The following is a 25,973-nucleotide window of genomic DNA, read 5'->3' as shown; positions in this document are numbered from 1 at the left end:
ATTATTTTAACTGTTTTTAAGCCTTCAAATGCCGGGAAAGTCAGGCGGGAAAGTAATATTTTGTCTACTTTTACTGAAACCGTTATTCTTCTGCAAAAAATGAAAAAGATACGTAAACTGTCAATTTTAGTTATCTCTGTATTTTTGGGTTTTTATCATTCGGCAGTAGCCAATGTTTCACTTCCTGAGATATTTTCAGATAACATGGTCCTTCAGCAAAACACTGAAGTCAAATTCCGGGGCTGGGCAAAACCGGGCGAAACTGTAAATATTAAAGGTGACTGGATGGACGAATCAAAGTCGGTAAAAGTAGAAAGTCAGGGAACCTGGGAAATAAAACTGAAAACGCCGGGGGCTGGAGGTCCCTATAACATCACCATAAAAGGTTACAACAAAATTGTACTCAAAAATGTGCTCATTGGTGAGGTCTGGTTATGTTCCGGTCAATCGAATATGGAGTGGACAGCGATGGCAGGTATTAACAATCGCGAAGAGGAAATTGCCGCAGCCGATTATCCCGAAATACGTCTTTTTACTGTGCAGAACAGTTCTTCGCTTTATCCACAGGAACATTGTACAGGAGTATGGAAGGAATGTTCGCCTGAAACCATGAAAGATTTTAGTGCTGTTGCATATTTTTTTGGACGACAACTCCAAAAAGAGATGGGGGTTCCGGTTGGTTTAATCAATTCGAGCTGGGGAGGAACACCAGCCGAAGCCTGGATGCCTGAGGAAGTTATTGAGAATGATGATTTTTTGCAGACTGCCGCTGCTTTACAAAAAACTGTTCCCTGGGGACCTGTTGAACCGGCACGAATTTATAACGCAATGATTTTTCCGCTTATCCCTTTTCGTATTGCGGGAGCGTTGTGGTACCAGGGTGAGGCAAATACCATAAATGGCTACGCCTACACCGCGCTTTTATCAAATTTAATCGCCAGCTGGCGAAACAACTGGGGATATAATTTTCCTTTTTACTTTGCCCAGATTGCACCTTACAAATATGGAAGACCTTTTGAAGGAGTCATAGTCAGAGAGGCACAGAGAAAAACCCTGGAGAAAGTTGAAAATACAGGAATGGTAGTACTTAGCGATATTGGTGATACAACCAATATTCATCCTAAAAATAAACAGGATGTGGGCTTGCGATTTGCAAATTTGGCGTTAAACCGCTATTATGAAACCGAAAAAATAGAAGATTCCGGTCCACTTTTTAAATCGATGGATATTGACAAAAACAAAGTGTTAATTTCTTTTGAACATGCTGCTGGCTTGCATGCGAAAGGCAATAGTTTAGGCTGTTTTGAGATTGCCGGTGCAGATGGTATATATTATCCGGCTGAAGCTAAAATTAAAGGAGAGAAGGTAATTGTTCAGTCGAAAAAAATAAAGGAACCTTTAAATGTTCGGTTTGCCTGGTCAAACACAGCTACTCCAAACTTATTTAACGGAGCAGGTTTGCCTGCTTCATGCTTTAGTACCGAATAATTATAAAAAATTTTTATCAAGAAATTCCTGAAATTTTTCTTTGTATTGTTCGCTTACAGGGATATAGGTTTTCTCAAATACAATCCTGCTGCGTTCTATGGTTTCAATTTTTTCGAGGTTGACAATATAGGAGCGATGTACACGCATAAATTTTTCCGAAGGAAGTTTTGCTTCCATCGCTTTTAATGTACTCAGCGAAAGAATAGGTTTGGGCTCGTTTTGAAGATAAACTTTTACATAATCTTTTAAACCTTCAATGTATTTGATGTCATTAAAATTTATCCGCCGTATTTTGTATTCCGATTTTAAAAACAAAAATTCGCTGTTGGCTTCAATTTTGTCGTGGGCATGGTTTTCAAGACGAATCAACTTTTCTGCTTTTTTTGCTGCCTTAAGAAATTCTTCGTAACTAAATGGTTTGAGAAGATAGTCTACCGCTTCGAGTTTAAAACCTTCAAGCGCATATTTTTCGTAAGCTGTAGTAAAAATAATTTTAGGACGGTTTTGAAGAATGCGTGTAAATTCAATTCCCGAAAGATCGGGCATGTGGATATCAAGGAAAATTAAATCAACGGTTTCATTGTTGAGAAAATCCATGGCATCCAGCGGATTGTCAAAGGAATTAACCAGTTCCAAAAAAGGCGTTTTCGAAATATACCCGTCTACCAGTTGCAGGGCAAGGGGTTCGTCGTCTATGGCTATGGTTCGTATCATATCAGCAGTCTTTTAAATCAATTTCAAGTGAAACATCAAATTCCTTTTCTGTCGGTTCAATGTTTAAAATATACTTGTCTGGAAAAATCAGATTCAATCGTTTTTTTACATTTTCCAGCCCAATGCCCGAATGGTTTTCGTTAATTTCTTTATCGAGTTGTTTTCCGATGCTGTTTTTACATGAAAATAGAATTTTACAATCTTCGATTTTCATAGAAATGTGAATAAACGATTTTTCGCGATAAGTTATTCCATGTTTAAAAGCATTTTCAATAAATGGAATAAACAGCAAAGGAGGAACTTTCAGCTTACTGTCGTTTGCAGGAAGATCTACCAGTAGATCCACTTTTCTGGAAAGCCGCAAACGCATTAGATCGATGTAATGGTTCAGAAAATTAATTTCGTTGCTGAGTTGTGTTTTTTCACTTTCCGATTCATACAGCAAGTAGCGCATCATCCGCGAAAGTTTCATTACAGCTTCCTGTGCATCGTTTGTATTTACTTCAATAAGCGAATAAATATTATTTAAGGTGTTAAAGAAAAAATGCGGACTCACCTGATTCTTTAAAAAAGCCAGTTCGGAATGTAATTTTTCTTTTTCCAGTTCTTTCTGGCGTTTTTCGCTGGCTGAATGTTTTTCAATTACTCGAAGTCCAATTGAAAAACCGGTAATTATAATCGATAGAATACTGTACTGATACATTTGTATAAGCCGAAAAGGAGGCCGTCTTATTTCTCTTTCGTGCGCCAGATTTCGAATGGCCTCTTCAAAAACTTTGTCTCTCTCCGGATTGTGAGTCAGACGGTTAATGTATATGAATACAAAGTATGAAACAATTATAACAGCCAGTGCTACAGCAAAATATATTGTTTTTTTCTCTTTGAGATAAAACCTTGGAACCAGCAACAGGTAATTAAAATAAAAGATGAACCCGTAAACTGCCGCAGAAAGATAAAAATCCCATGGTATAAAATTGTTATTTCCCCAGTACCGGCTTATAATAATTTGTGGTAAAATGAGGAGCACAAACCAGGCGAGAATGTGAAGCAATACGGGAAGTCCTTTTTTTCTTGCTGTTGATTTATTCATTTCGTGTTTTGTTTATAATGGAGTGACAGGCATGTTTAATGTTTCTTCACTCACTTCTATAATATAAATTGTATTCGCGGTTATCATACCAGGCAACCAATTCTGTCGATTGCTGTGATACAAAAGTAGCCTTTTCCGTCGGCAATTTTTGTATTTCCTGAATCATTTTACTCGTGTCTCAGTGCGTCAATCGGATTAAGGCCTGCTGCTTTTCTGGCAGGGTACCAGCCAAAGAAAATACCAATGACCGAACAAACCAGGAATGAAACAGCAATTGCCTGTGTCATAATCACCATTGGGAAATTCAACAACGATGTGGCTACATATGAAATGAGAAGTCCAAAAATTATTCCGATGATTCCACCGGCGATACTTAACAAAACGGCTTCAATCAGAAATTGCATCAGGATGTCAATTCCGCGTCCGCCTACCGACATACGCAACCCGATTTCCTTTGTCCTTTCAGTAACTGAAACATACATAATGTTCATAATTCCAATACCTCCAACCAAAAGAGAAATTCCGGCAATGGCCCCCAGCAGCATAGTCAACATATCACTGACAGAGGAAAAGGTTTCAACCATTTCGGCTTGTGAACGTACTTCAAAATCGTCATCATCACTTTCTTTTAGCTTATGTTCCCTTCGCAAAATGGTTTCAATTTCTTCCATTGCAGCATCCGATTTTTCTTCACTCACTGCCGATGCATAAATCGACTGGATGTGTGTAATGGCCAACATACGTCTTTGAACAGAAGTATAAGGTGCGATCAGCATATCATCCTGGTCCATCCCCATTCCGTTCTCCCCCTTTTCTACCAGAATGCCGATGATTTTTAGCGGAATACCTTTAAAACGAATGGTTTGCCCTATCGGGTCGACACCATCTTCAAACAGGTTTTCTACCACTGTCTGTCCTATCAAACATACTTTGGCAAGCGATTTTATTTCCTGTTCGGTAAAAATTCTGCCGTCTTCAATTTCATATTTTCGTATTTCGAGATAATCGGCATCGACACCGTAAATAGAGGTGGGCCAGTTTTTATTTCCTTTAACAGCCTGTCCGCTGGAACTCACCTGCGGAGAAACAGCTGAAATATTTTGTGCTTCTTTTTCTATGGCTTCAACATCTGAAAGCTTAAGAGATTCCGCATCGGAATTTCCCATCATAACGCCACCGCGCTGTTGCGAGCCGGGGCGAATCATTATCATATTGGTTCCCATGCTCGACATTTCTTCCTGAATACTTTTTTTTGAACCTTCTCCAATGGAAAGCATTCCGATTACCGAGCCCACTCCAATGATAATTCCCAACATAGTGAGAATGGCCCTGAATTTATTTCTCTTCAAGGCATTGGTTGCTATTTTTGTAAGATTTGTATAATTCATTTTAGAGTGCTTTTAAGATATTAACTCGTCTTCCAGTGGCAGTGCTTCAATTAGCTCGGTGGCATTAAAGCGGTTGGTTACTGTTGTTTCTTTCTGAATTCGCCCGTCGCGAAAAATTACATTTCGTTTCATAAACCGGGCAATATCAGATTCATGGGTAACAAATACAATTGTTTTTCCTTCACTATTTAACTTTTGGAAAAGTTCCATTATTTCATAAGAAGTGCGGGTATCTAGGTTTCCTGTTGCTTCATCAGCCAGAATAACCACGGGGTCGTTCACCAGCGAACGGGCAATCGCTACACGCTGTTGTTGCCCACCCGACAATTGATTGGGCATGTGGTCCATACGATCAGCGAGTCCCACCTGTTGGAGCGCCTGCATCGCACGTTCTTTACGTTCTTTTGCTTTTATTTTTGAATTGTAATATAACGGAAGTTCAACGTTTTCAAGCGCTGTGGTACGTGGCAACAGATTGTATGACTGAAATATAAATCCCAGTTTATTGTTCCGTAACCCCGCCAGTTGATTTTTATTCAGTTTTCCCATGTTAACTCCATCCAAAAGATATTCTCCATCTGTTGGCTTGTCCAAACAGCCTAAAATGTTTAACATGGTCGATTTTCCCGAACCACTGGCTCCCATAATGGCTGCAAAGTCTCCTTTAAATATTTCCAGGTCAATTCCCCTTAAAGCGTGAACTGTCATTTCACCAACATGGTAGTCTTTCCGTAGTTGCTTAACTTTTATAATTGCTTTTTCCATTGTGTTTTAATTTAAGTGTTTTCAAAGATGGCTCATTGTTTAGCGTCTTCCGGGAGGTCCTGGCATAAACGGATTACCACCGGCGCTTGGTGCGGCAGTTGTTTTGCCCGTTTCTTCCATATCCAGAATCACTTCGTCGCCCGGCGTTAATCCTGCCAGAATTTCTACGTTGTTATCATCGTTCATCCCCGTTTCCACAGGTACAGGTCTGATGGTTGAGTCTTTTTTTACCCAAACTACATTTTCTTCTTTTGACTGATTACTTTCCATTTTCTGCATGGGGGGATTTTCTTCGGGCATTTCAGGCCGCGACTGACCATTCATAAAACTAAAAAGCAGTTTCTGGTCTGGTGTAAAACGCAAAGCTTTGCTGGGTACTACCAACACATCTTTTCTTTCCCGGACATAAATTTCGATATCGGCTGTCAACCCGGGCATCAACTTAAAGTCGGGATTGGGAGCAGAAACGATAATTGTATAAGTAACTACATTATTTGTAATGGTGGGCTCGAGCCGCACTTCTGTTACTTCGCCTTCAAAAACATCATCGGGGAAAGCACTTACTTTAAATTCTACACGTTGTCCTTCTTTTACCTGACCTATGTCAGCTTCATCCACGTCAGCTTCTACGCGCATTTGGGTCAAATCGTTGGCAATTGTAAACAATGTTGGTGTGTTGAAACTTGCAGCCACTGTCTGACCTTCCTCTACTGCCCTGTTTAAAACGATACCGTCAATAGGAGAATCAATAAACGCGTAATTCAAATTGATTTCGTTCTTTTTGTGAGAAGCCAGTGCGCTATTGTAACTTGCTTTGGCCTTATTTAAGTTGTAGACCGTTTGATCAAAATCAGATTGCGAAATCAGTTTCTTCTCATTTAACGGAGCCAAACGATTATAGTTGGCCTGTTGGTAATCTAATTCAGCCTTTGCATTGTCAAGCGTAGCCTGGCTTTGTTCGAGTTGCGCCACAAGATTGGTCGTGTCTATTTGCGCAATCATCTGACCTTTTTTTACATATGAATTAAAGTCTACATAAATGTTTTCTATAATCCCTGAAACTTGTGTTCCCACTTCAACTGTGGTAATGGCTTCAAGTGTACCGGTAGCCGTAACGGTTTTACTTACCGAACCTGTTTCGGCTTTGGCTGTTTCGATGTTGATCTTTTCCGCATTAATCTTTTTGGGTTTTAAGATCATAAATGCAGCTACAAGGGCGGCTGCAACAATTGCGGTAATAATGATAGTTTTCTTTTTCATTGTATTGTGTTTTTAATTGTTTCTTTTATAATGTGATAGGATTTCCTGTGTAGAAATCGAGAATTTTGTAATTAAAAATCAGGTTGTATTTTGATTGCAGCAATTCACTTTCTGCCACAATGTAATTTGTCCTTTCATACAGGAAGTCTACAGAGTTTATCAAACCGTTTTTAAATTTTTCTTCTGCCAGATTGTATGATTCCAGCGTAGAGTTGTATTGTTCAAGGCTGGCTTCATACTCCGATTGGGCCGACACCACATCAACACAAACCTGTTCAATTTCTTTTCGAAGCTGGTTTTGGGTGTCAATTTCCTGTAGTTGCGCGTTTTGGTAGCTGATTTCTGCCAGCGTAATATTGCTTTTCACCTGTTTTTTCTGGAAAATCGGAATAGACAATGAAAGTCCGACCGATGGGGAAATCTGGTCGTTTAACTGGCTAAAGTACCCTGCTTCAGAAAGATTGGAATATCCGGTTCCCAGTCCTGCACTGGCTGAGAGTGTGGGATAATAGCCGGCTTCAGCAATTTTTTTATCCAAAGCTGCACTTTCTTTTGTGTATTCAGCATTTTTGATTTCGGGTTTAATTGCAAGCGCAATGGAATAAACATCTGCTGCTACTGGAGAAATATTCTGGTTGACTGATTCAGCCAGTTCCGGACCGATAACAGAGAAATCATCGTTTACCGGAAGCTCCATTAGTTGCATCAGGCTCACACGGGCAATTGCAAAATTGCTGTTCGCATTTGCCAGGCTTAACTTTTCAGAAGCCAGTTGCGATTTTACCTGCAAATAGTCGGATTGTGAAATAATACCAAGATTTAATCGCTCCCGGGCAAGATTTAGCTGTTCGGTTGTCGATTCAATCTGACGACCTGCATTTTTAACCTGTTCGTCGGTGTAGAGTAGCTGTAAATATGCGTTAAGTATACTTAAGGTTACCGACTCTTTAATGGTTTCAGAGTTGTATATGCCAGCCTGCATATCAAGTTCTGCCTGTTTAATCAGGTTCTTTAATTTAGAGCCACTGTATAAAGTAATGTTCGAGTTTACAGAATAGCTGGTACTGTTGGTTCCCGTAAATTCCGATTCACCTGTTGTTGTATTTGTTACATTCGACCAGCTAAAGTTTTGTCCTACTGATGCACTCGCCGATGGCAACATATTTGCTTCTGCCTGTTCCTTATTCACCTGGTTCGATAAGTTGGTTAAAATACTCTGTCGAACCTGTATATTTTGTTCCAGCGCATAATCGATACAATCGGTTAAACTCCAGTTTTCCACTGTGTCGGTTTGCTGTGCTTTCAAAAGAAACGGTGAAAGAATTGAAAAAATTAAAATGATTGTTTTTGTTTTCATAATGTCTAATTGCTTTTGTTTTCAAAACTAAATTCATCCTGTTTTTTTAGAAAATGAAATAGAAGAATTCATGTTTTTTACCGACGGAATCGGATATTTTTAGCTTCCGGTTTTTGTGGTTTTGGCGTTTGACGAGGATGAATTTTTATTTTTTTTGAAATAAATGTAGGGTGTGTTGTTGCATACCTGTATCAATTACGTAACAATTCAACAGGTTTGGTTACGAATATAGATTTGGTAAGGGAGGGTAACAGAGGTTGCCCTCTTTTTTTTATCAGGAACGAGTTTTTTAATTCATCATTCCATTTTTCAACTCGAAAGAAATATCAAAACGATAGGACATAAATGGTATTTCTGAAATCAGATAAAATTGAGTATAAGCATTTCCGGCAAGATTCTTGATTCGGGATAATTACGGATTATTTACAAATAAAGTGAAACGATTCTGAAAAAGAACAGTCTTTATTTTTAAATGTCCTTTAATATTAACAACCGACAAAACTACCGGCTGATGAAGTATAAAATAGTTCCGATGATAGTTGGACTACTATTGGTTCATTTATTCACAAACAGTTTTTCGCAAAACATTGACAAAAAAGTATTTCAAACTGCGTTTACAAAAAAAGCTCCCGAAATAGACGGGCTGTTAAATGATTCCTGTTGGAACAATGTTGAATGGGGGAATGATTTTATTCAAACCCGGCCCTACGAGAATAAACCTCCTTCAGAAAAAACAGCTTTCAAAATACTTTATGACGACAATAATTTGTATGTATTCATTCGCGCTTATGACAGTGAGCCTGAAAAGATAAGCAGGCGAATGTCGCGCAGGGATAATTTTGACGGAGATATGGTGGGGATTATTATTGACAGTTATTATGATCAGCAAACGGCTTTTTCTTTCACTGCCATGGCTTCCGGGGCAAAAGGAGATGAGGCAGTTACCCAGGACGGAAACAACTGGGATGAAAGCTGGAATCCGGTTTGGTATCTCAAAACAACCATCGACAGAGAAGGCTGGTGCGCCGAAATGAGAATACCGTTAAGTCAGCTCCGGTTTGGAAAAAAAACAGAACATATTTGGGGAATTCAGCTTATACGTCATATTTTTCGCTTCGAAGAGCGCTCTATCTGGCAGTTTATCCCCAAGGGCTCTCCGGGTGAAGTCCATTTATATGGTGAATTACATGGTATACGTGGAATTAAACCAAAACGCCAGATTGAACTGTTGCCTTACATGGTTGCACGTATGGAACGTTTTCAAAAAGAGGAAGGAAATCCTTTTCTCGATGGGAAGAAAAGTTCAATCTCAGCCGGGCTTGACGGGAAAATTGCAATAACCAATGATCTTACGCTTGACTTTTCAATAAACCCGGATTTCGGGCAGGTAGAAGCGGACCCTTCAGAAGTAAACCTAACGGCTTTTGAAACCTATTTTTCGGAGAGACGACCATTTTTTGTTGAAGGAAAAAATATTTACCAGTTTCGTCCTTCCAGAACAATTGTAATTCATAATATGCAGGCTGATAATCTTTTCTACTCCCGCAGGATTGGAAGGTATCCGCACAACTTCCTGGAGCTTGCTGATGGTGAATATGCAGAAGTTCCTGAGGCTACTACTATACTGGGAGCCTTAAAACTATCGGGAAAAACAAAAAACGGCTTATCAATCGGTGTTCTCGAAAGTGTTACAGCCAACGAAAAGGCCGTGATTAACAACGCCGGAACCAGAAGGAAAGAGTCGGTTGAGCCGCTTACCAATTATTTTGTGGGACGAATACAACAAGATTTTGATAAAGGAGAAACCACTTTGGGTGGCATCGTAACTGCGGTAAACAGAGATATTACAAATCCCGCCCTCAATTATCTTCCTAAGGAAGCGTATACTGGTGGAATCGATTTTAGTCACAGCTGGAAAGAGCGGACATGGTATTTTACCGGTAATGCCGAATTTAGCATAGTAAAAGGTAAAGAAGAAGCAATTACGGGTCTCCAGCGGTCGTCCGCACGGTATTTTCAGCGACCCGACGCAGACTATGTCTCTGTTGATTCCTCGCTCACCTCTCTTACAGGATATGGCGGAACATTTAAGTTTGGCAGATACAGCGATAAAAAATTACAATTTGAAACCAGTATTACACTTCGTTCTCCTGGCCTGGAATTTAACGATATCGGATTTATGCGGTATTCCGATGTAATTCACCATGGTTCCTGGCTGGCCTATTACATCCGTGATCCTTTTTCAATATTTAATAATTTTTATCTGAACACAAACTACTGGATGTATTGGAATTTTTCAGGAAAACGATTGTCAACCTTTACCAATACAAATTTTAATGCTCAGTTTAAAAACAGATGGCGTATAAATGGAAATTTTACACGTATAGGAGAAAATATTTCAACAAATTTATTACGGGGAGGTCCCTCTTTTACTTTGCCGGGAGGGCTGGAGATGAACCTGAATGTCTCAACTGACCAGTCAAAAAGACTTTCTTTGTATGGCGGAAATTACCAGGGGATAGGAGATTTGAAAAGTTACCGGGAACAGGCCTACTGGATGGGAGTAAACTTCCGGCCGATGAATGCCCTGTCTGTGTCATTTAATCCGGAATACAGCATCTCTGAAAGAGTATTACAATATGTGGAAACAATACAACAAGTAAATGAACCTGCGAGGTATATCTTTGCAGGAATAGAGCAGAAAACGTTAAGTTTTACTTTCCGTCTGAATTATACTTTTACTCCTGAACTTTCGCTTGAATATTATGGACAGCCATTTGTTTCTGCAGGAAAGTATTCAGAATTTAAACATATTCTGGAACCTGATGCAGATAAGTTTAAAGACAGATATCATTCTTTTTTGAACAGCGAAATCAGTTATGACGCGGAAAAACGCAGTTATACAATTACAGAAAACAGCAGTGGAAGTTCAATTTATTCTTTTGATAATCCTGATTATAATTTCCGGCAGTTTCGCTCAAACCTCGTTGTCCGTTGGGAATATTTACCTGGCTCAACGCTTTTCCTGGTTTGGTCGCAAGGCAGAACCAGCACAGCTACTAACGGAACATTCTCGTATGGGAACGATATGAGCGATCTTTTTGGGATTGATCCGCATAACGTTTTTCTGGTAAAGCTTTCTTACTGGTTTTCTTTGTAAAGGAAACAGTGGTCGTTTTGGTATTTGTCAGGAAAATTTCCACTTAAATTGTTGACAGGCAGGTTATTTTCCTCCGTTGTTTTTTAGGTCTGCCAGGCAATTGGTGTCTAATGAAGGGACTTCGCCACCTCTTAGAAAACTTACTACACCACTACTGTGCTCAGCGGCATAATACATCAGGCAATCTTCGTTGTTGCAGTGACTTCCGTGGGAAGTATCCTGATGATTTTCAACCATGTCAGTGCCGTTATTTACAAGACCAAGAATATGTCCGAATTCATGTTTCATAACCGTTTCTTCTAAAATTTTCGTGGATGGTTTCCAAAATCCTCCGCTAAATTCATTTACCGTTTTTTTGAAAACAGCCATAGAAGTGGAAGTGTAAGCAACTCCCAATACTTTTGAATCGTCCTCATTCCCGGCATAATCAGCATCAGCAAAGAAAAACCAGGCCGACAGGGTTTTTCCTTCAGTAAAACTGGTCCGGTAGTTCTCTTCAATTTCTTTAATGTCGGCAAGAGAATAACTCTCTAATTCAGGAGAGGCAATTGAATTTGAGACAATAGTAATTCCTCCGCTTTTGTTTAAAATATTTTTCAGAAAAGTCTTTAGATCGTTAACAGCTTCAGTAGAAGGTTCAAATCCTTGTACAGCAGTTATTTCTATAACGAGTTTTACGTATCTGCTTTCTGAAAGAAAATCATTTGGTTTTATTATAATATTTTCCGGTGTGTTGTCAATATCTTCAGCAACAGGCCCTCCTTCCTTTGTACAAGCCGAAAATAAAATAACAAAAACGCTAATGATTGGGATCAGGTACAGACCTATCCTTTTTGTCATAAAAGCTAATAATTTTGCACACATTTTATTTCGGAACAAAAAAGTGCAGGAGAATGTTTTCTGCTCCCGAAAAATCTTGTTAATCTGAAATGCTTTTTATAAAGTGGATGGAGCGTTCATTAAAAATGTTTGGCTGATCGATGTTGCAAACGTGCCCGCTGTTACTGATAACTTCAAGTTTTGAATTCAGATGTTTTTTTACCAGTTTCGAAACCATTGGTAAAAACATGTGGTCGCGTTCGCCCATCAGATACAATACGGGCGCTGATGCTTCTTTAATCAGGAACTCCTGTAAGTTATCACGAATTTCGCCCGACATGCGCAGCCACTTTTTAAATTCTTTTTCGCCCAGTCTTACGGCTTCTTTTATAAACAGTTTTCTCGACTGTGTGTGTTTTTTTGATGGAATCAAAATCCAGGCATTTAATTTATAAAGCCACATATAAGGCAGAATCGAATTAAGTAGTTTGGCAACACCTACAAGGCTATTGATTTTTGAATTGAATTGGATAATTGCACCACCCAGGATAATGGATTCCGCCCGTCCCGGGGCAAGTTTGTCGATGGCGCGAATAACAATACAACCTAATGAAATTCCAACAAAATGTGCTTTTTCAATTTGAAGATGATTCATAATCTGAATTACATCCTGCCCAATTTCATCAAACTTATATATTTCTTCTTTTGAATATTCTTTTTTTGATTTTCCATGCCCGCGCAGATCCACCAAAAGTACATTGAAATACTTTTTGAAGTCGCGTAACTGTTTAAACCATACAACATTACTTCCACCTGCTCCATGTACAAATACCACCCAAGTTTTGGGATTTTTATGTCGAAAAGTTTTGTGATAAATCATGATTCAAAAATAGAATTAAATCCAATAACCGCAAACACCAGATTTTGTTGAAAAAAAAGATGTTTTATATTCTAAAACATCCTTTTTCAAATCGATTAAAAATCAGAATATTCGGTTGGATGTAACAACTGAATAACTGAATTTGAAACGGTATGTTTATATTCTTCTTTGGCTGAAAGCTCTTTCCAGTCGGGGTGAGTTCGGAAAGCGTTCCAATGTTCATCATGCGATTTCATATCTGAATAAGTGGTCATGTACATCAGATTGGGCATGGTGCTTCCTGAAAGTACTTCTCCAAAAAATACAGGTTGACTTCCCACGTTCTTAAAAATCGTAATTTCTCCGCCTTCGTTAAACATTTCCACTTTCTTTCGGTAATATTTTTCTGTTGGACCTTCGTAGCTGCGCAGTTCGTAAATTCTTTCCGATGCCGGAGTTTTGTGTGCCGGAATCGCAAACTCAGGCATATCAGAGAAAGCCCTCAGAATGATTGATTCCATTCGTTCGTAAGGCGGATTTTCCCATGATGCATTGATATAGTCGGTGCCATCGGTTTGGAATTTTTTATCTTTCAAAAGAGTTGTCTCCAGTTTTTCAAACTGGTCAACATTTTTGAGTGGAATAAACACAATTATTTTCATGCCACCGCTTGCGTCGACGGGTTTAAAAATACCAACTTGTTTTACTCCGGCCCGGTGCAACGCGGGCAGGTATGCATTTTTCAGGTAATTGTCTACAAGTGTTTCCTGGTCTTTGTCTTTCAGATTGTACACTTTTAACTGGTAGTAATCGCGTGCTGAGCCTGAAAGAGAGAGTGTAACCGCAAACAGGAATAAGGCAATAATTTTTAATTGTTTGTTTGATTTCATTTTAAACATGATAGTTGATTTAGTTAAAAATATTGAAGCAAGATATAAATTTTACATCAAATGACTGATGTTAGAGCAACGATGTTATTTTATTCTTTATTTTGCAAGCTTAAATTCAGGAGAATACAGTTCCTCGTGGGTTTCCAAAAGCATTTTTTTTAGTGGAATTTCACCGGGAACTTTTGAGCAATCTACTTTCTCAACATTACTTTTTGAAGCTTTTACGCCGGGAAACCAATGTCCTTTGTTTTCAAATATTTTGTAACGGTATTTCCCGTATTCTTTCATGTCGTAGCATTTCCAGAGTTTGCGCAAGCGTAAAACAGCGGGAATGTTTATTCCGGAAGGGTCATTCATAAGGTCAAATCCCTCAAATTTTGAAAAGGGATCGTCTGCCAGGAAACTGTCGAGCCTTTGTTTTATATGTTGTTCTGTTTCTCCCCACATTTCCGGTGATGTAAAGATTCCTTTCATTTCTTCAAAGTGTGATGCCTCTGTCATTCCAAACGAAAGTGTATGAATCGCCTTATTTTGAAGACAAAATTTTGCGTTCCATTGGATTGGCGTTAAAGGCAGCGTTGCATTTTTTACTTTTTGAGGCGCATTAAATAATTGCCCTCCCTTGTCGTTTGGGGAGATAATAAAAATTCCCATATCATTTGCAGCCGCTTTTTCAACCGCTTCCAGGTTGTGTTGATCAAAATAGTAATAATGCAGATTTACAAATTCAAACAAGCCGGTTTCAATGGCTCCGGTAATCACATGAAGCGGTGCATGTGTACTAAATCCAACATGGCGGATAATTCCTTCTTCTTTCATTTTATGCAACTCCTCAACCGGACCTTTTGTAGCACACGATTTTTGCAGTAACTCTTCGTTGTTAATGCCATGCCAGCCATAAAAATCAAGGTAGTCGGTTTGCAGGGCAATGAGCTGTGCGTCGACCATTCTTCTCATATCGGCTGCAGTTTTTGGATTTCCTTTGGTCATCAGGTTATAGGTATGCCGTGGAATTTTTAATTCTTCATTTAAAACTTTCCCGTAAATGTTTTCGCTTTTCCCGTAGCCCCATGCCGATTCAATATGGTTGATTCCGTGACTCATGGCCAATTCAACTACTTCAGTTGCTTGTTTTAGAGTATCTGCAGGAATTTCATTTCTCGGCTCTCTACCTCCGTGTTTGTAACGCATACCTCCGAGTGTAACTGCACTCAGGTATTTTTCTGTTTTTCCAAAACGGCGATATTCCATGCCCGGTTTTTTATTTCGAATCTTGCTCATTTATCCGGTATCTTTTAAGATGAACTGCGAATTAATAAAAACTCAACGCGAATAGAAATGAATTGTTTAGGTGTTTTGTTTTCGGGGCAAAGACTTAATCTACAGAAAACAAAAAAAGCACCGCGCTCAGCGATGCTTTAGTATATTTTAAATTTAGCTTTATTGTCCTGGATAAACGGGACTTACCCATTCTTCCTTTGGTAAATATTTACTTCCGCTGGCCCATTTTATGCCTCGTTTTAAAATTTCCCATGCTTCGGGAATATCAAAATCGGCAGGAGTGTGCCCCACTGAAATATAAAACACACGGCCTTTGCCAAAATATTTTTTCCAAACAACCGGAATAACTGCTCCTGTCGCCCATTCAGCATGTTCGCCTGATATTGTTGTGGTAGCAAGCACTTTTACATTGGGATCAACATGCATGTAATATTGTTCTGACTTAATATCGAAATCGCTCAGTCCTTTTGTTAAGGGGTCTTTTTTATCCGTAACCTGAACCGAATAATCGATAACACCACCCGGATGCGCCACCCACTGCCCGCCAACCATAAACTGGTATTCAGTGTTGTTGCGGAAAGAATCGCCCAAACCACCATGCGTGCCCGCCAGGCCGGCCCCGTTTTTTATTGCAGCCAGAAGTCCTTTTTCCTGTTCACTGGTTATTTGCCCCATTGTCCACGACTGGAAAATAAGATCCATATCTCCCATAAGTTCTTTGTTGGTGTATACACCTAATGAATCGGAAACGGTTACAATGGCCCCTTCTTCTTTAAAAAAGGCCAGTACTTTTTCTGTTAATTCCTTTGGAAAGTGCCCGTTCCATCCACCCCAAACCATTAAAACTTTTTTCCCTTTTAGCGATGGAAGATCGCCGGCCCCCGATTTTTTTGAAGCTATCCCGGTTGTTGCTGATAATAGAAATATTACCACTAAAACGAATTGCGCAAATCGGGTGTATTTTTCTTTTTGCATTTTTTTAGGTTTAATTTATTCTGTTTAGTGACAAATTTAAAAATTGTTTTGTGAATTTGATAGTTTTTAAAAAAAGTAAATTATGCAGCAACTTTTTGAAAAATTATATAATTTCTTCCTTTGGGGCAGTTATAAAAAGTAAACCTGAAGATCTTAAGTATTTTCGTCGTTTAACTGCCAACCTTTGAGAAATAGAGTTGCGCTTTGGGATAATTATCTAAAAAAGAAGATATTTAAAAATTCAGACTTCCGCTTGTATTCCCCTTTTTAAGGAGCAGGTTTTTGGTTTTTCCTTTCGAAGTTACTTGGACAATGTTGTTTTGTGTATCGAACAACTCGGTTAAAATGGTGTTTGTTACTTCGATTTTATTGAAAGTATTTACTTCATCAGTTTCCAAATAACACCAAACTGCATCGTCTTCCATTTCTTTTCCAAGGAAAAAATAATCAAGCGTTTTTTCTTCCGTTGCAATTTGTAATTTGTCTTTTAAATAACTAAAAATGTATTTATCTGTTTCACTATTTTCCTGAGGTTCACCCAAATGCAGGTCTTTCACATTTCTTTGTTCAAGGGCAGCCATTAAATCGTCGGCAAAAATTTTAACAGAAATTTCCAATGCACGGTTTTGAGTGTTGTAATTTATTTGGCAAATGCTCACATAAAAAGGGTGTGCAGCGCCTGTTCCTGTTTCCGCAAAAAAAGTAAGTAAAGAAAGAAAGATTATTTTTTTGACTATTTTCACCGTTTCTTTTTTTGAGTTGAATTTTCGAACAAAGGTATTAAATAATGAATTCATTCCAGCTCTATCTGACACTGGGTTTTCAGCACATCATAAATATTCATGGTTACGATCATATCGTTTTTGTTTTAACCTTGTGTGCTGCCTATTCTTTTTCTGAAATAAAAAAAGTTCTTATACTGGTTACTGCATTCACCATCGGTCACTCTGTAACACTCGCTCTTTCCACTCTAAATTACGTTTTGATTCCGGCGCCGGTCATTGAGTTTCTTATTCCGGTTACCATTTTTATTACTGCCGTGTCAAATTTATTTCCTGCAAAGGAAGGAAGACAAAAGCTGATTTATATTATTGCCCTGATTTTTGGTTTGGTTCATGGGCTTGGTTTCTCAAATTACCTAAAAGAATTGCTTGGTGCCGAAACTTCTATTGTTCAGCCACTGTTTGCCTTTAACGTGGGGCTTGAAATAGGACAGGTTGTGATCCTCTCAGTTTATTTTTTAATACTTGGTTTAGCTTTGAAATTATTTCAGGTAAAACATCACATTTGGCGTATTTTTATCTCAGGTGCAGCAGCTGGTATTGCGTTAACTTTAATTATTCAGAATAAATTCTGGGGTTAAAGAACAATGTTTTGTAATTATTGCTAAAATTGCTGTCTTATTAATCAGATTTCTTACAAAAAGATTTTTTCAAATGAAATATTCTGCCTTTTTGAAAATGTTTGTTGTTGTTTTTTTATTTTTTACGCTCAACGGAACAGCGCAGGAAAATATCAATAAGAACAAATTCAGACAGTTAAAACAAGAGTTTGCAACTCCAAATGTTTACCGGACTGCTTCCGGCGCCCCGGGACATGAATATTGGCAGCAGAAGGCAGATTATGTGATGGACATAAAACTGGATGACAAGAACCAACGGATTTATGGTGAGGAAACCGTTACTTATCATAACCAGTCACCTGATGCATTAGGTTATATTTGGATGCAACTGGACCAAAATATGCGTGCGAAGGATTCGGATTCTCCTAAAATAAGAACATCTCAGATGGGAGAGCGAATTTCTGTGCGACAATTGGAACGTATGGAGAGTGATTTTGATGGTGGCTTTAAAATTGAAGAAGTAAAAAATGCTGCGGGAAATCTTTTGCACCATACCATTGTTAAAACAATGATGCGAATTGATTTGCCTGAAGTTTTGCAGCCCGGAGAATCCATTTCATTTTCTGTAAAATGGTGGTATAATATCAACAATCGTTTACAGGATGGCGGTCGTTCGGGCTATGAATACTTTGAAGATGAAGATAATTATTTATATACAATCGCTCAGTTTTATCCTCGTATGGCTGTATACAACGATGTTGAAGGCTGGCAGCACAAACAATTTTTAGGAGCAGGCGAATTTACCCTTCCTTTTGGCGATTTTGAGGTGAGCCTTACTGTTCCTGATGATCATGTTGTTGGTGCAACCGGAGAGCTGCAAAATAGCAACGAAGTTTTAACAGAAGCCCAAATCCGAAGGTTTGAAAAAGCCAAATCCGCAAAAGAACCGGTGATGATTGTTTCGGAAGATGATGCCCGAAAAGCGGAGAAAAACAAATCGGAAAAAGAGAAAACCTGGATATTTAAAGCTAAGAATGTCAGAGATTTTGCATTTGCCAGTTCGCGGAAGTTTATCTGGGATGCGATGGGTGTAAAATTTGGCGATCGAACCGTTATGGCCATGTCATATTATCCCAAAGAAGGGAACCCGCTTTGGGAGCAATACTCAACAAGGGTGGTCGCACATACCGTTAAAACCTATTCAGAGTTTACTTTCGATTATCCGTATCCTGTAGCAATTTCGGTTCATACCGACAGAATTGGAATGGAGTACCCCATGATTTGTTTTAACGGTGGCCGTCCTGAATCGGATGGTACCTACAGCGAGCGAACAAAATACGGAATGATTGGCGTAATTGTTCATGAAGTCGGACATAACTTTTTCCCGATGATTGTAAACTCGGATGAAAGACAGTGGACATGGATGGATGAAGGATTAAATACGTTTCTTGAATTTCTTACAGAGCAGGAATGGGAATACGGATTTCCGTCGAGAGCCGGGCAACCCTACAAAATTGTGGATTATATGAAAGGCGACAAAAAATATATTTCGCCAATCATGACCAACTCTGAATCAGTATGGAATTTGGGAAGCAACGCATACAGCAAACCAACAACTGCATTAAATATTTTACGTGAAACCATTATGGGGCGCGAATTATTTGATTTTGCTTTTAAACAATATTCACAGCGTTGGATGTTTAAACACCCCTCGCCGGAAGATTTTTTCAGAACCATGGAGGATGCCTCGGGTGTTGATTTGGATTGGTTCTGGCGTGGCTGGTTTTATACCACCGATAATGTTGATATATCACTGGATAAAGTGACCTGGCTTCAGCCAAAAACTGATAATCCCGAGCTTGAAAAGCCGTTGGAGAAAAAGGAAGATGAAAAATTGGTGTCGATTACTGATATCAGAAACAAGGAAACCATAGACCAAACGGTAACGGTCATTGATCCCGCCACTCATGATTTTTATACTACCTACGATGAATACGAAGTGACCAAAAAGGACATTGAAGAATATAAAAAGAAAAAAGCTGACTATTCGGAGGAAGAAAATAAAATTATGGAAGGGAATTATAATTATTACCAGCTTGATTTTAAAAATATCGGTGGTTTGGTAATGCCAATAATTCTTGAATTTACTTTTGATGACGGAACCAAAGAAATAAAAAGAATCCCGGCCGAAATCTGGCGTCGGAATAATGTTGAGGTTTCAAAGGTATTTTTCTTCCAAAAAGAAGTAAGTAATATCACTCTTGATCCATTTCTTGAAACTGCCGATGTAGATTTGGATAATAATAATTGGCCACCCAAAGTACATCCAACGCGTTTTCAGCTTTACAAATCAAATTTTGATCGACGTTACGGAGGAGGCTCAAATCCGATGCGAGACGCACAGAAAAAATCAAAGGAATAAAAATTATTTCCAAACCCTGGTAAGTTCCCGGAAACATTCAGCCGATTTATCAGCTCTTTCCGGAGTGGCAGTGCCTTTATAACTTTCCATAAATCCTTTCGTAGAGCCCCAAACAGTTTGAAGCATGCCCAGATATCTTGGTTTCATCTCTTTTGTAGCTGTTTTTATAAAATTGCGGGTCATTTCTTCTTGTTTAACAGCGTTTTCTGCATTTTGCCAGGGACAAGTGAGAACGTGCAATCCTTTTGACGCGAATAGGACCGCAGTGGGGTCAGGGCGTTCATAATGCCAGTCGCAAATTACCACATCTTTCGGAATCATGTCGATAGCGCGGTGGGTATTGTTAAAACTAGCTTCCCAAATACCAATTCCGGTTGTTTTTCCATCAATCAGCCGGTCGCCCCAAATCCAAAGTTCTTTCCCCGTTTCTTTTAAATGATTTCTTATTTTACTCACTTCTCCGGCGAAAAGCTCAGCCGGATCTTTTCCGTAACAACGCGGACATTGTTCGTGCCCAATGTAAAATACTTCATCCATTCCTGCGTGAAAGGCGTCACTTTCAAATGCGTCGGTAATTTCATCTACAATATCAAAAACCACATCGTGAACTTCGGGGTGCAGCGGACAATAGCTTTTGCAATACAATCCGTCGGCATTCGGCCACTCGTAATGTTCAGGAAGTTTTACATCCGGTGTCTCATCAAATTCGGGATAAACCTCCAGCAGCTTTCCGGCTTTTCCATGCCACGATTGATGTCCAAGTAAATTTACCTGAGGCAACAAGCGAATGTTGTTTTTTCTGCAAACATTCACGAGTCTCTTTACATCTGCTTTTGTTAGCGGATTATCGCTGCGCAATTCGGGATGCAATTCATATTCATAATTGTATTCGATGCGTAAAATAAGAAGGTTAAGTCCGGCAGGAGCAAGTTCGTTATTGATAAAATTAACAAATGTATCCACTTCTTCTACCGACGGAGCGCTGATACAAAGTCCGCGAACCGGGTAGGGAGATTCAGCTTTTAGGAAAAAGGCGAATAGAATCAGATTTAAAATAAGAACAATATGTTTCATAGACTTTTTTGTAAGGGCATTTTTATTTGAGTTGGTTTAATCTTTTTCTTTTGTAAAATGAAATTCTCCGCCATTCTGCTTTAACAACATGGTTTCTTTTTCCGGCTGAAATTCCATTATTAGCCCAACTTTATCAAAGCTGAATTTATCTTTGTCAAAAGCGTCGAGTCTAAGATCCTTCTGTCCGGTAGCCTGAGCAATTAATTTGGTGCCATCTTTTGTTATTGTAACCTTTAATGGAATTTCCATACTTGAATATACTCCAAGGTATTTGTCCAAATCAGCGGATGATACTTCATAAGTTTTGAAATTCGGGATATCAAAAGGTTTTCCAAATACACTGCTCAATACTTTGATGGTAATTTCGTTGTTGCTGTAATTTGTTCCGTTTGATGTGAGCGCAAATGAAATATTTTCGTCAGGAAAATAAACCAATGTCGACGTAAAACCGTCTATTGCACCTGAATGTCCAAAACCTTTTTTATCATAAAATGGCAATACATAAATTCCCATCCCGTAACCATCTTTTATCGTGGTCATCTTTCCCAGGTTTTCTTTTGAAATCAGTTTTCCTTCAAACAGCGCTTCGATAAATCGGATTAAATCTTCCGGCGTTGAAATGATTCCTCCGGCTCCCATTGGAATTGACATGTCTGTTTCTTTGTCTTTTTTCCACGATTCTGAGTACAAATAAGAGTAAGCCTCATTGGCTTCTGTTTTTATTTTGCCACCAAAGCCGGTGTTGTTTAGTGCAAGAGGTTTTATAATTTTTTCTTCCAGAATTTTGGCAAAAGGCATTTTATATACCTTTTCAAGAATGTAAGAAAGCAAAATATAATTTGGATTGCTGTATTTGTATGTACTTCCGGGCAGGAATAAGCTTTTCCCTTTTGAAATAGTACCTATGATTTCTTTTTCCGATTTTGGTTCAGTTCTCCAGTTTTTATATTCCGGGTCGTCGGTGAAACTGTATATTCCGCTTCGGTGATACAGAAGATGTTGTATCGTAATTTTATCGGAGTTTTTTATGGAGGGGAAAAAGGTATCAAGTGTTTCGTCCAGACCCAATTTGTTCTCTTCAACAGCTTTTAAAATAAGTACCGAGGTAAAAGTTTTCGAAATAGAACCAATTCGATACTTGGTATGATTGTCAGGTTTAATTCCGCGCTCAATATCTGCGTTCCCAATTGATTTCTGATAGATAACACTTCCGTTTTGAGAAACCGCAATACTCCCCATAAACTTATTGTACGAATCCAGGTTTTCAAACAACAAATCCAATTTCTCTTTGTCAACGTGTTGGGAAAATAGAGCTATAGAAAAGAAAATACCTGCAATCGTAAGGAGCGTTTTTTTCATCTGTCTAATTTTTAATAAGTTTTTGCTTCAGACCGAAATAAAACTTAAGTTGCTTGTTTGTACGTCAATTTAGTATCTCAATAATGAACTGTTTTTATCTAACTGTTCAGATAATTTGACTTCTTTTAATCAAAAATGTTACAGTTTTATTTATCTGACCCCAGCTTCTCAGATTTGTTTATTTTGCTTTAACAGTTTATTTTTTTTGAAAGTTTATTTTTACCAGTAACAGTTGTAAGACTTAGAGGATGGGTGTATTTTGGAGTCGATATAAATGGAAGGTACTAAGATGAAAAACATCCCGGAGATTTTCAAAATCTCCGGGAATATCTGTTTGTTTTTGCTAAAAATCAGTAAAATCCCATTGTCCCCGAATCGGGCGGGAAAGCATCATGTTTGCAAAATCGTCGCCTTTGAATTTTTCTGCATCTGGATCCCATAATAAGGGGCGTTGCAACTCGTAAGCAATATTTGTAAGGTTACAAACCGATGCGGTGCGATGTCCGGTTTCAACATCCGATATCGGTTTTGTGCGTGTTTTCATTGCGTCCACCCAATCCTGATAGTGGTTGTCGCTGAAATAAACATGTTTATCTGTTTCTTTAATCTCATCTTTGGCAAGTTTTTCATTTGGGAATGTTCTCAGGAACCCCCGACTTACTTCAATTTTTCCGTCGGTTCCAATAAATTGAACGGCATTTCCATCGTCTTCTCCGCCCCATAATTTGTGGTTTACGCGCACACCGTTTTCATATACCATGGTGAGCCCATGCGTTTGTGCAGGTTCTGAAGGCGGTAAAAATTGCACCGGTCCCGATTCGTCCATGTCTAAAGCCCATTGTGCGATGTCGAACATGTGTGCGCCCCAATCGGTAACTAAACCTCCGCCAAAATCGCGGTAGCCGCGCCACCACGCCCATGGGCCGTTTTTATCTGCGGGAGCCAAAATCTCATTAAATCCGCGGTATAACGAAGGGCCAACCCATTCGTTCCAATCCAGCCCTTCCGGAATTTCCTGTGCAGGGAGATCGCATTGTTTAACAGGTTCGCCGACGCTTACATTAATTTCCTTAATATCACCAATGTAGCCACTTCTAACCAGTTCTACTGCATGACGGAAATCGCGCCAGGAACGTTGCATATTCCCGGTTTGAAAAACCCGGTCGTATTTTCGGGTGGCATTTACCATTGCACGCCCTTCGGCAACTGTTAAAGCCATTGGTTTTTCGCAATAAATATCTTTTCCGGCTTTGGCTGCATCAACAACAATCTGTGCATGCCAGTGGTCGGGTGTGGCAATAACTACTGCGTCAATGTCTTTTCTATCCAGCAACTCACGATAATAATGGTAGGAATCTACTTTTGAGGTGATGTCTTTTTTGGCATTGTTTTCTTCTGCCGCAGTTACAAATGCTTCCAGTTTTTGTTTGTAAACATCACAAGCGGCCACAGCAACTGTTTCTTTGCATCCGCCGATTCCGTTTAATAGTGTGTAAATTTGTTTTCCGGTTCCAATAAAACCAAGGTTAATTTTGTCGTTTGCCGCGACAAATCCTTTTCCGCCCAAAACATGACGGGGAATAACTGTAATAGCAGCCGCACCGACCGCTGTTTTTCCAATGAAATTTCTTCGATCCATCTTTCGTAGGTTTAAAATTGATTTATTATTATTCAGAATTAATTTTCCAAGATATAAAATTGGTACTTTTAATTGGATTTATCAAAATGAATTTTTATCACAAATACAAAGTTGTTTTAAAGCGTGTTTAATTTTATCGTTATAACAGCAGCAAACCAAATAAAAATTGTATTATTGTATTTTTTACAAGAACCAAGAAAATTACTTGAATTATATCGCACTCAACACAAACTTAAACTAAAACAGTAATGAAATTAACTATAACCGACATTGTAATCATATTCGTCTATCTTGTTGCAACTGTTGTTATTGGCCTGGTGTTAAAAAAGGTCGCCCAAAAAAGTAAATCAAATTATTTGTTAGGGGGGAATAAATTACCCTGGTATATGCTCGGACTTTCCAATGCTTCGGGGATGTTCGATATTTCGGGAACTATGTGGCTGGTAACCCTGCTTTTTGTGTACGGGCTAAAAAGTATTTGGATTCCGTGGTTGTGGCCGGTTTTTAACCAGGTTTTCCTTATGGTTTTTCTAAGTATTTGGTTGCGTCGTTCAGGGGTAACAACCGGTGCCGAGTGGATTACTACACGTTTTGGCCGTTCCCGCGACAGCAATCTTTCGCACGGAGTCGTTGTTGTTTTCGCATTAATAATGTGTTTGGGATATCTGGCTTACGGATTTATCGGACTCGGTAAATTTGTAATGATTTTTATTCCATGGGATATCGTTCAACCTTATTTCCCATTTCACGTGTCGCCGGAATATGTGCCTCATGTTTATGGAATTGCATTTACATTGTTCGCAGTTTTTTATGCTGTTTTAGGTGGGATGACAAGTATCGTTTGGGCCGATGTTCTGCAATATATAATCATGACGATTTCTGCGATTTTGATTGGCGTTTTGGCAATGAAAGCACTGGCTACAGAATCGTTGGTTGTGCCGGAAGGTTGGAAAACCCCGTTTTTTGGGTGGAGATTAAATGACCTTGATTGGCGCGGAATTATTGATGAGGTAAATTCCAAAATTTCCGGCGACGGCTATTCGTTGTTTTCCATCTTTTTTATGATGATGGTTTTCAAAGGAGTGTTGGTTTCCATTGCTGGACCAGCTCCAACTTACGATATGCAGAAAATCCTTTCTACAAAATCACCAAAAGACGCAGCTAAAATGAGTGGTTTTGTTTCTGTGGTTTTAATGCCGATCCGTTATTTTATGATTGCCGGTTTTGCCATTCTTGGAATCGTTTATTACGACCGTTTAAATTTAATGGTGGGCGGACAGATTGATTTTGAACAGATTTTGCCTTCTGCGATTGCCGAATTTGTGCCGGTTGGTTTTATAGGATTATTACTTGCCGGTTTGTTGGCCGCATTTAACTCCACTTTTGCCGGAACGCTGAATGCTGCGCAGGCCTATATTGTAAACGATATTTATTTGCGCTATGTAAAACCGGAGGCATCCAATAATCAGGTGAAAAATATGAATTACATCACTGGGATTGTGGTGGTAATTGTAAGTATCATTTTCGGAATTTTTGCACAAGACGTAAACAGCATGTTGCAGTGGATTGTGTCTGCTTTGTACGGAAGTTACGTGGTTTCGAATGTGTTGAAATGGTACTGGTGGCGTTTTAACGGCTATGGTTATTTCTGGGGAATGGTTTTCGGTTTGATTCCGGCTTTGATTTTTCCTTACGTATTCTCTGAAACGCTCGATTTATATTACTTCCCATGGTTGTTGATTATTTCAGCTGCGGGTGCTTTGTTAGGAACTTTCTCAACAAAACCTACCGACGAAGCAACATTAAAATCGTTCTATAAAACAGTAAATCCCTGGGGGTTTTGGGGGCCAATCAAAAAGAAAGTTATGGCTGAAGATCCTGATTTCAAACCCAATAGAAATTTCAAACTCGATATGTTAAATGTTGTGGTTGGAACGATTGGCCAGACAGCGCTGGTGGCACTTCCAATCTATATTATTTTGAAAGATTCATTCCCGATTGGGATAACGATAATTATTACGGTGGTTTGTGGTGTGATTTTGAAAAAAACATGGTGGAACAAACTTCCGGAGAAATAATCACTACTAATTA

Annotated in this window: 20 protein-coding genes; 5 read left to right on the top strand and 15 right to left on the bottom strand. The window is 38.9% G+C overall.

Annotated elements, in window-relative coordinates; translation table 11 throughout:
* Positions 1-99: 99 nt before the first annotated feature.
* Positions 100-1,488, top strand: a complete 1,389-nt coding sequence (locus GM418_RS03145) for a sialate O-acetylesterase (protein WP_158863063.1) — start codon at positions 100-102, stop codon at positions 1,486-1,488.
* Here the strand turns inward: GM418_RS03145 and GM418_RS03140 are convergent, their stop codons facing one another.
* From GM418_RS03140 to GM418_RS03115, 6 genes are all read right to left on the bottom strand, one after another.
* Positions 1,489-2,202 carry a LytR/AlgR family response regulator transcription factor gene (locus GM418_RS03140; RefSeq protein ID WP_158863061.1) on the bottom strand — a complete coding sequence of 238 codons (714 nt, stop codon included), beginning with the start codon at positions 2,200-2,202 and terminating at the stop codon, positions 1,489-1,491.
* A gap of 1 nt (position 2,203) precedes the next feature.
* The gene (locus GM418_RS03135) at positions 2,204-3,292 is read right to left on the bottom strand and encodes a sensor histidine kinase (RefSeq protein ID WP_158863059.1); all 1,089 of its coding nucleotides are present in this window, start codon (positions 3,290-3,292) and stop codon (positions 2,204-2,206) included.
* Positions 3,293-3,459: 167 nt separating this feature from the next.
* Positions 3,460-4,680 carry an ABC transporter permease gene (locus GM418_RS03130; protein ID WP_158863057.1) on the bottom strand — a complete coding sequence of 407 codons (1,221 nt, stop codon included), beginning with the start codon at positions 4,678-4,680 and terminating at the stop codon, positions 3,460-3,462.
* A 12-nt stretch (positions 4,681-4,692) separates the two neighbouring features.
* A complete protein-coding gene (locus GM418_RS03125; protein WP_158863055.1) occupies positions 4,693-5,445 on the bottom strand; it encodes an ABC transporter ATP-binding protein in 753 nt (250 codons plus the stop codon).
* Between the two features lie 39 nt (positions 5,446-5,484).
* The gene (locus tag GM418_RS03120) at positions 5,485-6,705 is read right to left on the bottom strand and encodes an efflux RND transporter periplasmic adaptor subunit (RefSeq protein WP_158863053.1); all 1,221 of its coding nucleotides are present in this window, start codon (positions 6,703-6,705) and stop codon (positions 5,485-5,487) included.
* 25 nt (positions 6,706-6,730) lie between these two features.
* Positions 6,731-8,062: a TolC family protein gene (locus GM418_RS03115; RefSeq protein ID WP_158863051.1), complete on the bottom strand. Its 1,332-nt coding sequence runs from the start codon at positions 8,060-8,062 to the stop codon at positions 6,731-6,733.
* Positions 8,063-8,573: 511 nt separating this feature from the next.
* On the opposite strand from GM418_RS03115, the gene GM418_RS03110 reads away from it, so the two are divergent.
* Positions 8,574-11,222 carry a DUF5916 domain-containing protein gene (locus tag GM418_RS03110; RefSeq protein WP_158863049.1) on the top strand — a complete coding sequence of 883 codons (2,649 nt, stop codon included), beginning with the start codon at positions 8,574-8,576 and terminating at the stop codon, positions 11,220-11,222.
* A 63-nt stretch (positions 11,223-11,285) separates the two neighbouring features.
* On the opposite strand, the gene GM418_RS03105 is transcribed toward GM418_RS03110, so the two are convergent.
* From GM418_RS03105 to GM418_RS03080, 6 genes are all read right to left on the bottom strand, one after another.
* The gene (locus tag GM418_RS03105; protein WP_158863047.1) at positions 11,286-12,062 is read right to left on the bottom strand and encodes a zinc metalloprotease; all 777 of its coding nucleotides are present in this window, start codon (positions 12,060-12,062) and stop codon (positions 11,286-11,288) included.
* A gap of 79 nt (positions 12,063-12,141) precedes the next feature.
* Positions 12,142-12,921, bottom strand: a complete 780-nt coding sequence (locus GM418_RS03100; protein ID WP_158863045.1) for an alpha/beta fold hydrolase — start codon at positions 12,919-12,921, stop codon at positions 12,142-12,144.
* 95 nt (positions 12,922-13,016) lie between these two features.
* The gene (locus GM418_RS03095; protein WP_217447695.1) at positions 13,017-13,790 is read right to left on the bottom strand and encodes an NIPSNAP family protein; all 774 of its coding nucleotides are present in this window, start codon (positions 13,788-13,790) and stop codon (positions 13,017-13,019) included.
* 96 nt (positions 13,791-13,886) lie between these two features.
* Positions 13,887-15,071, bottom strand: a complete 1,185-nt coding sequence (locus GM418_RS03090; protein ID WP_158863041.1) for an aldo/keto reductase — start codon at positions 15,069-15,071, stop codon at positions 13,887-13,889.
* Positions 15,072-15,230: 159 nt separating this feature from the next.
* Positions 15,231-16,046: a ThuA domain-containing protein gene (locus GM418_RS03085; RefSeq protein WP_217447694.1), complete on the bottom strand. Its 816-nt coding sequence runs from the start codon at positions 16,044-16,046 to the stop codon at positions 15,231-15,233.
* A gap of 233 nt (positions 16,047-16,279) precedes the next feature.
* Complete coding sequence (locus GM418_RS03080; RefSeq protein ID WP_158863039.1) at positions 16,280-16,789, bottom strand: DUF6702 family protein; 510 nt, start codon at positions 16,787-16,789, stop codon at positions 16,280-16,282.
* 44 nt (positions 16,790-16,833) lie between these two features.
* On the opposite strand from GM418_RS03080, the gene GM418_RS03075 reads away from it, so the two are divergent.
* Together GM418_RS03075 and GM418_RS03070 are read left to right on the top strand one after the other, a co-directional pair.
* Positions 16,834-17,409, top strand: coding sequence for a HupE/UreJ family protein (locus GM418_RS03075; RefSeq protein WP_158863037.1), 576 nt, complete (start codon positions 16,834-16,836; stop codon positions 17,407-17,409).
* 73 nt (positions 17,410-17,482) lie between these two features.
* On the top strand, positions 17,483-19,810 hold the full coding sequence (locus tag GM418_RS03070; RefSeq protein ID WP_158863035.1) for a M1 family metallopeptidase: 2,328 nt from the start codon (positions 17,483-17,485) through the stop codon (positions 19,808-19,810).
* 3 nt (positions 19,811-19,813) lie between these two features.
* Here the strand turns inward: GM418_RS03070 and GM418_RS03065 are convergent, their stop codons facing one another.
* The 3 genes from GM418_RS03065 to GM418_RS03055 all read right to left on the bottom strand — a co-directional run bounded on the left by GM418_RS03065 (position 19,814) and on the right by GM418_RS03055 (position 23,882).
* Positions 19,814-20,884 (bottom strand): family 20 glycosylhydrolase, encoded by a 1,071-nt coding sequence (locus GM418_RS03065; RefSeq protein ID WP_158863033.1) that lies wholly within the window; start codon positions 20,882-20,884, stop codon positions 19,814-19,816.
* A 36-nt stretch (positions 20,885-20,920) separates the two neighbouring features.
* Positions 20,921-22,243, bottom strand: coding sequence for a serine hydrolase domain-containing protein (locus GM418_RS03060; protein ID WP_158863031.1), 1,323 nt, complete (start codon positions 22,241-22,243; stop codon positions 20,921-20,923).
* A 343-nt stretch (positions 22,244-22,586) separates the two neighbouring features.
* Entirely contained in the window at positions 22,587-23,882 is a 1,296-nt protein-coding gene (locus GM418_RS03055; protein WP_158863029.1) for a Gfo/Idh/MocA family protein, read from the bottom strand.
* A gap of 248 nt (positions 23,883-24,130) precedes the next feature.
* Between GM418_RS03055 and GM418_RS03050 the strand changes: the two genes are divergently transcribed.
* On the top strand, positions 24,131-25,960 hold the full coding sequence (locus GM418_RS03050) for a sodium:solute symporter family protein (RefSeq protein WP_158863027.1): 1,830 nt from the start codon (positions 24,131-24,133) through the stop codon (positions 25,958-25,960).
* Positions 25,961-25,973: the final 13 nt, after the last annotated feature.

Source organism: Maribellus comscasis, assembly GCF_009762775.1.
In the GTDB taxonomy this organism is placed as follows: Bacteria; Bacteroidota; Bacteroidia; order Bacteroidales; family Prolixibacteraceae; genus Draconibacterium; species Draconibacterium comscasis.
This window is presented reverse-complemented; position numbering and strand designations above follow the sequence as displayed.